The organism is Microcoleus sp. F4-D5 (assembly GCF_036704885.1).
Taxonomy (GTDB): domain Bacteria; phylum Cyanobacteriota; class Cyanobacteriia; order Cyanobacteriales; family Microcoleaceae; genus Microcoleus.
Genome location: NZ_JAUBSX010000119.1, coordinates 8,216 through 15,550, shown reverse-complemented (window position 1 = coordinate 15,550; position 7,335 = coordinate 8,216). Strand labels below are relative to the sequence as shown.

Annotated in this window: 9 protein-coding genes; 3 read left to right on the top strand and 6 right to left on the bottom strand. The window is 44.2% G+C overall.

Features of this window, described 5'->3' with window-relative positions:
* Window positions 1-98: 98 nt before the first annotated feature.
* From QUA80_RS31345 to QUA80_RS31335, 3 genes are all read right to left on the bottom strand, one after another.
* Window positions 99-734 (bottom strand): restriction endonuclease subunit R, encoded by a 636-nt coding sequence (locus QUA80_RS31345; RefSeq protein ID WP_333428835.1) that lies wholly within the window; start codon window positions 732-734, stop codon window positions 99-101.
* A 177-nt stretch (window positions 735-911) separates the two neighbouring features.
* Window positions 912-1,160 carry a hypothetical protein gene (locus QUA80_RS31340; RefSeq protein WP_333428834.1) on the bottom strand — a complete coding sequence of 83 codons (249 nt, stop codon included), beginning with the start codon at window positions 1,158-1,160 and terminating at the stop codon, window positions 912-914.
* A 9-nt stretch (window positions 1,161-1,169) separates the two neighbouring features.
* Entirely contained in the window at window positions 1,170-2,393 is a 1,224-nt protein-coding gene (locus QUA80_RS31335; RefSeq protein ID WP_333428833.1) for a hypothetical protein, read from the bottom strand.
* Between the two features lie 219 nt (window positions 2,394-2,612).
* On the opposite strand from QUA80_RS31335, the gene QUA80_RS31330 reads away from it, so the two are divergent.
* Window positions 2,613-2,882: a hypothetical protein gene (locus QUA80_RS31330; protein WP_333428832.1), complete on the top strand. Its 270-nt coding sequence runs from the start codon at window positions 2,613-2,615 to the stop codon at window positions 2,880-2,882.
* 224 nt (window positions 2,883-3,106) lie between these two features.
* On the opposite strand, the gene QUA80_RS31325 is transcribed toward QUA80_RS31330, so the two are convergent.
* Window positions 3,107-3,481 (bottom strand): hypothetical protein, encoded by a 375-nt coding sequence (locus QUA80_RS31325; RefSeq protein ID WP_333428831.1) that lies wholly within the window; start codon window positions 3,479-3,481, stop codon window positions 3,107-3,109.
* A gap of 374 nt (window positions 3,482-3,855) precedes the next feature.
* On the opposite strand from QUA80_RS31325, the gene QUA80_RS31320 reads away from it, so the two are divergent.
* Window positions 3,856-4,425, top strand: coding sequence for a Uma2 family endonuclease (locus QUA80_RS31320; RefSeq protein ID WP_333428830.1), 570 nt, complete (start codon window positions 3,856-3,858; stop codon window positions 4,423-4,425).
* Between the two features lie 7 nt (window positions 4,426-4,432).
* Here QUA80_RS31320 and ruvC read toward each other — a convergent pair whose 3' ends face one another.
* Both ruvC and bchI read right to left on the bottom strand, forming a co-directional pair.
* Complete coding sequence (gene ruvC, locus QUA80_RS31315; protein ID WP_333428829.1) at window positions 4,433-4,966, bottom strand: crossover junction endodeoxyribonuclease RuvC; 534 nt, start codon at window positions 4,964-4,966, stop codon at window positions 4,433-4,435.
* A gap of 96 nt (window positions 4,967-5,062) precedes the next feature.
* Entirely contained in the window at window positions 5,063-6,178 is a 1,116-nt protein-coding gene (gene bchI / locus QUA80_RS31310) for a magnesium chelatase ATPase subunit I (RefSeq protein ID WP_333428828.1), read from the bottom strand.
* 405 nt (window positions 6,179-6,583) lie between these two features.
* On the opposite strand from bchI, the gene QUA80_RS31305 reads away from it, so the two are divergent.
* Window positions 6,584-7,335, top strand: a 752-nt coding sequence (locus QUA80_RS31305) for a PPC domain-containing protein (protein ID WP_333428827.1), incomplete at its 3' end; no start/stop codon positions are given.

Below are 7,335 nucleotides of genomic sequence, written 5' to 3'. Positions count from 1 at the left end.
TTCACTAAGGAACATAAATTTGATTTTCCCAAAATTCATCAATATTGTACATAGAAAATCATTTAGGATCGCTATAGAGAAAATTTATGCTTCATTTTTCACAGCTTGCAAATAGCTTTTAAAACTTGCAGCAACAAAATTGAAGGTTCGGGTTCCATCAGATTTAGCAAAGGCATTAGCTGATAAGTTGGATTATTGCCACCCTGAATATTGACGAACTGATAGTGCATTCCGTTTGTTGTCAAACCCCAGATTGTGTCTTGATACTTTAAATTTTGATAAGCATAGGTTAGCAATTGGGATAAACCTATCAATGCGTTGATTCCAGAATTTTTACTTTCAATCACCAAAACCAAAAAATATGTATCGCTTCTGATGGGTTTGATCCTGTTGACAGCTAAGATATCAAACCGTCCTTTAATGATAGTATCTTCATCTTCAATGCTAATTTCGGTGATGTCTTGTTCTAAACTAATTTTAATCGGGCGACGGTAGAAGCCAGCCAATCGCATTAAGGGAAAGGTAGTCAGAGCTTTTACCAACCCTTCAGAAACTCTATCCGTTGAAATGTAGTCATCGAAGTCATCCCTAATCTGTATAAGTTCCTGCTGTTCGTGTTCTGTTATATCTTCAAGGGATAACAGAGAGGTAAACGAGTTAGTGTACTGCTTTTGAAAGCCGAACAGACGGTGTACTTCTGCTAATGTTAGGTTTTTGGCATTAATAGTTGTCATAGTTTGATAGTTATTTAAGTTTTAGTTATAATTATGACATAGACATTGCGGTAGTCAATTTGCACCATTCTTAGGAACAGGCTTTTCGGCTCGTTCCACAACATATCAAGTTGTATGGTGCGTCGCCATCGAAGATATTTAAATCAGATCGAAAATCTCATAGCGACGCACCATACCTTATTGAAGACGATCGCCATCTATCCTCTCCATCACAATATGACCCACTATTTCATAACCCCAATTATAGTTGCGGTTGGCAAGCTGTTTTGCCATGTCATATTCGCCAAAATTGCAGAGTTCAACTAACTTTTGATATCCTTCATCTCTTTCTCGCTGCAACCTTTCCCGCCGCATTTTTTCTCTCTCTTCCTCTGAAGGATTTGCTCGCTCTTCCCCCAGGGGATTGATATCGCTAATTCGTTTCATATCCGCCTCCTAAAAAGGAATGGATTCGACTATTTCACCGTCTACTATTTCGTACCCCCAGTCGGGATTTGCAGCTATTTGTTTTTCTACTATACTTCGACCGAGAGGTGTTTGGTAAGCTTTTTGCAAAGAGGAAATACTGGGAATTTCGGCGGGAGTTGGCGATGCTGTTTCAGCAAGTTTCGGCAGTGCTGGAATCGGCTCAGATGTGGATTGATTGAGGGCTAATTGCGGCGCGATCGCCCCTAATTTCCGCATTACGCTATCCTTGGTAATTTGCGGTTTTTCGTTGAAGGAAGAGGGCAGATATGGTGTGTCAATGCCTTGGTTTTTGGCTTTGATTGCATCGTCAGCAAGCCGATCGCACTTTCGCAAAAATCCCTCCCACAAATCCTTGCCCAAAACAGGGTTTCTCAAGTCAGCACGGGCTTTAGATACTGCAGCTTCTAGCGGTTCGCCTTTGTGGACGTAATACTGAATTCGCTCTTCTTCAAAAGCAGGATAAGGCACTTCCGGCTCGATTTCCCAGTCCCGCTTGACTTTCTGACTTTCTCCTAAAGGGATTCCGGCGATAAATTCCTCCCAAAAAGGCGAGGTTAAGCCTTTTGTCATGCTGTCAATAATTTTAAATGCCCATCCAGAAGGATTGCCGAATCCTAAATTACGCTCTTTAGCATATGCTTCTAAGGCTCGCTGAAAATTGTGCAGTTGTTCTTGGGAGTTCCAAGGGCCGCTAAATCGGTAATTTGGGGTGACAGCAACGGCTATTTGCTGGCGGGGTTGCCCGAAATATTTGTCGATTTTAACTGCATGATTTGGAGGTGATGTTTCGGGGAAGATTTCAACAGGGTGATTGTGGATTTCGCGGCTTGTCTGTGTGATAATATCTCCCGAATTCGGTGTCCAAAAGTTATTAATTTTTTCCTCGAAAGCATCAATGTCCGCCCAGATTTCAATGGTGTCGGTGTTGGGAGTTGTCGATTTTTCTTTCAGGAGCGATCGCTCTTTGAGCAGGCGTCTTGCGAGTTCTTGTTCTTCGCTATTTAAACCGGTGGCTTTTTCAATCTCGCTGCTGTTGGTTTTCACCGATTCGCCGGAGTTGGACGGTTGTGATTGCCATTGTAATAATTGGCAAAGAAAAATGCTCGCCGCTACTCCGCCGGTAATTGTCGCAAGTTTGGGATAGTAGATGGCGGGATTTCCGAGATTTCCTAAAAATATTCCTATTTTCATTTTGTATATTCCTGAGTCCCGTAATAGTAGGGTGCGGGGAAGAGTATCTTAGCTCGACTAAACTAGCGTTGAGAAACTTAAGATTTTCTTTAAGCTTCTGTCTATTCCCGACTGAATGGAGTTCCTAGAGGAAAAACGGGGATCGCTTATTCGATCGCCTGATTGACACGACTGAATTAAACGTAATAATAAATTATTTACTGTACAAATCCTCCCAAAATGAATCCTGAACGCCAAGAGGCTTATTTGAACTTAATCGAGCGAGTGCTTACTTGCCCCAACGGCCAAGAACCAGAGGTTTTGAGTTCCTGTTCCGATTTAATTGATGCGGGATTTGTGCAAATGCTAATCCAGATATCGGCTTCAATGGCCCGCGAAGGTGACGAAGATACTGCTAATTTTTTAGTGCAACTTGCTCGTTTGCTGGGGAAATCTTTGGGTTTGTCGCCGGATTTGAGGTCGGCTGGTTACAGTAATGCAAAGGGTTAGAGAAGAGTTGCGATCTCGCCTCGGGATATCATGTTTTATACCAAATCTGGGTTAAAAATCCCTAATATTGGGCGATTAAAATCGCTCAACAGTCAGACTTTCGTCCGCTTAAGCGCTGGCGCGCAGCCACGCGCCTTCGCGGACTGAGAATCAACGGGATTTTTTAACCCAGATTTAGTATAATGTGTTATAAAATGGGGGCTACCTTAACTGCATCGATGGTTTTACAGTTGATATTCGAGAGGCTCGCAAAAATCATTCACCCCAGTTTTAAACACATAAATAATCACTGAAGTCACCAAAATATCCGGGCAAATTTTTGCGGCCACTAAATCTCTAAAGGCTGCATTTAATTGTCCGTTTGTCAACTCTTCTTTAATCTCTGATTTGCAGATAGCAACGCGACATCTTTTGGCCAATCCATCCAACCAATTTTCAGATATATTAGGTTCTTGTCCGGCTTGAATGGCTAGAGATATCGCTGCATCTTCGATGTCACCTTCGCAATCTTCGATTTCGTCTAAGGCTTTTAGGGCTTGGGGATATTCCGCTAATTGCGAGCGAAATTGGGCAATTTCTTGTGAGGTAATAATCACCATATTATTTTCCTGTGTTTTCTGCTGGCGGGAGCAGCTTAGCAATTAAAGTTGATATTATAGCATTTTTTTGATTGAGGGTGGAATTGGGCGATCGAACTTAATTACATTTTTAACTAAAATTTTGCACTTTGCAATAGTCGGCCTGGAGTTTAAACAGGTGTCAAAGCTTAAGTATTCTTGCAGAGGACTTATGTTAAATTCGACGATCTGTATCTGGCATTTCCACCCTAGTCTGCCTGTGGTTTAAACCCCTTTGAAAGCTTAAGTGCTCTTGCATAAGCCTGATGTTAAATTAGATTATTTTCGTCCGTCATTGACAAAAAGTGGCGCTAAAATTTGTTTGCAGGACTCATATTTCTAGGGAGTTAGGAAAAATGACAACCGTTACTTTAAACTTAGATACTGTCGAACTAACAGACGAACAGTTTTACCGTTTATGCCAGATGAATCGAGATTGGCAATTTGAACGGACAGCTAAAGGAGAAATTATCATTATGTCACCAGTAGGCGGAGTCAGCGGCAATCGAGAAGCGGATTTAATTGGCTTGGTTTGGATGTGGAATCAACAAACGCAGCTAGGGAGAGTGTTTAGTTCTTCCACAATTTTTCGCTTGCCAAATAATGGCGATCGCTCTCCAGACGCGGCTTGGGTTAGCTTGGAAAGATGGTCGGCTTTAACAGCAGAAGAACAAGAGAAATTTCCGCCGATTTGTCCTGATTTTGTCATTGAATTGCGCTCGCGCACAGACCCGCTGCGGCAGCTTCAAGAGAAAATGCAGGAATATCTCAACAGTGGCTTGCGCTTGGGTTGGTTGATTAATCCTCAAGACGAACAAGTGGAAATTTATCGCGCTTCTCGCGAGGTAGAGATTGTACAATTTCCGGTTAGTTTATCGGGAGAAGATGTCTTGCCCGGATTTGTTCTTAATTTGCCGATGATTTGATATTGCCTCAAATTTTTCCTGTTTCCAACTGTATTTTCTTCGGACAAATATCATCATCGTACCAACCAGTCAAAGCCACCGCCAAAGCATCCGCTGCATCGTCGGGTTTCGGAATGTAACCCAACTCCAACTCCCGCGCCACAGCCTGTTGCACTTCAGATTTATCCGCATTACCGCGCCCGGTCAAAGCTTGCTTAATTTGAGCCGGCGTAAACTCGAACAGCGGCACTCCACGCTGCGCCAATACTAGCGTCAAAACCCCCCGCGCTTGGGCTACAAGTATGGTATTTCCCATCTTGTAAAAGAACAGTTTTTCGGCAATTGCTAGATCTGGTTTAATCTGTTCAATTACCTCGTGCAAATCGTCGTAAATTGTTTTCAACCGCTGTCCCATTTCCTGTTTTGGCGTTGTTTGTATGACGCCGCAATCAATCAGGGAAACGCTGTTTTTATCTTGTTGGCCGGGAACAATTTGACAGGAAATTGCCCCGTATCCGAGATGGGCCAAGCCCGGATCTAATCCTAAAATTCGTTTTTCCATTGCCAGAATTAGTAATTGGGAATGGGGAATAAGGTATGAAAATTTCGGGAATGTTTCATCACCACCAATTACCAATTACCAATTACCAATTACCAATTACCCCTCAGTTGTTTCTAGGCCGAATACTCGATCGAACACTTTGGTCACTTTATACCCCGAATCTATTGATTCTAGCGGGTCTTTCCGCAACCGGTGCCGCAAACACAGAGTCATCACCCGGCGAATATCGTCCACAGTCACCTCCGTGCGGCACTCCAAAGCCGTGAAAGCTTTCGCAGCCCGATTTGTCACCAAATCGCCCCGCAGCCCGTCTACGTCCAATTCAGCGCAAACTTGGGAGATTTTTACCCGCAACTCTCGATCGATAGTTACCGATTTTAATCTTTCCTGAGCTTCCACCAACTTCTGCTGCATCTCATCTTGTTCGTGCTGATATTTCGCGAGAAACTCCGCCGGATTTTGGTCAAAGCTCGATCGCTGTTCGACAATTTCCACTCTTAAATTCGGGTCTTTCACAGTCCGAATTTCTGCGTGCATCCCGAATCTGTCGAGCAACTGCGGCCGCAATTCTCCTTCTTCTGGGTTGCCGGAACCGATTAAAATAAACTTAGCCGGGTGGCGGATCGAAATGCCTTCTCTTTCAACAGTATTCCAACCGCTGGCGGCCGAGTCGAGCAAAACATCGACTAAATGATCGTCGAGCAAATTGACCTCATCAACGTAAAGAATGCCGCGGTTAGCTTTAGCTAAAAGCCCGGGTTCAAAAGCTTTAACACCTTCCGACAAAGCTTTCTCGATGTCGATCGTACCGCAAACTCGGTCTTCGGTAGCGCCCAGAGGCAAGTCTACCATTTGAACTTTTTTGCGGGCGATTTTAATGTCAGTTTGAGATAAAGTGCGATCGCGCACCTCATCACTCATCAAATCCGGATCGGTGGGATGACTGTTAAAAGGATCGTCAGCCACCACCTCAATTTCTGGCAGCAAGTCAGTGAGGGCGCGGATTGTGGTAGATTTACCAGTACCTCGATCGCCCATAATCATCACCCCGCCAATTTTGGGATCGATGACATTCAACAGCAGCGCCAGTTTCATCTCCTCCTGGCCAACAATTGCAGTGAAGGGAAAAACAGCGCGGCGGGCTGCGGTAGCGGTAACTGTTGGTAGAGCGCCCGCATTTAGGGTATTGCTGACTTCGGCAGTAGGACTCACAGGATAACTCAAAATATAATAATTGCTTGTTTATTGTAGGGGATAAGGGATCGTCTGGGGCGATCGATTGCGGGCGATCGCACTTGTAGGATGCGTGAGGGCGAGAAATCTTTGACTGGTGGCGTGTGACTGTTGACATTCACGCACTTTGGTCTTTCCGCAATCAAGTGCAACTAAGCTTTTCTGTATTTAAATTGCACCTTTCGGGCGGGCAGGATGCCCACTCCACAAGAGTTTTCAGCAAAATAACCAGTAAATTAAATGCGGGTAGATTGCAAATTTTGGGCGATAAGCCAACCCAAATATAAACTTATGTAACGATTTCCCGCGATTCGCATAAAAACCTCAAGTTCCCCCAGATAGATAATTAACAGCGCTTTCAAGCAACTATTTTTCAGGGGTAGTATGACTGAACTTAACATCGGGGCATTGACTGGCAGCACAAGCTACACAGGTAGTGTTGGCGCTACAAATATCTACGACCTGTACAAATTTAGCATCAACAGTCCGGGAAGTTTCCAATTGTCGATCGACGGTTTGAACGGGAATGCCGACATATTTTTATTAAACTCTAGTGGCGCCACACTTTACAGTTCCACCAACCCGGGAAATGCGACAGAAACAATTAGCGCTGACAGCTTAGTAGCTGGAGACTATTCAGTCAAAGTTTTGCAAATCACCGGCGACATCAAATACACGCTGAATTTAGCACCAACTAGCACTCAAAAATCATCCGACGCAGACACCCTCATCGGTGCACAATCAGATTCTCCACTTCCCTCAAACAGCGCCGCAACTTCGGAAAAACCCACTGCAAACAAAGATGTAATTACAGGAACTCCTGTTGATGAAAAGACTGTCACCGCAGAAACAACATCAACAACTACCGACAAACCAGTCACTACAGACTCTGAAACAACTTTCACATCTGAACCGGAAAAACCTCTAGCAACGACTGAATCTGCGGCAGAAACAACATCAACAACTACCGACAAACCAGTCACTACAGACTCCGAAACAACTCTCACATCTGAACCGGAACCACCTGTCGCAGCGAGTGAATCAGCCACAGAAATAACCTCAACAACTACCGACAAACCAGTCACTACAGACTCCGAAACAACTCTCACATCTGAACCGGAACCACCTGTCGCAGC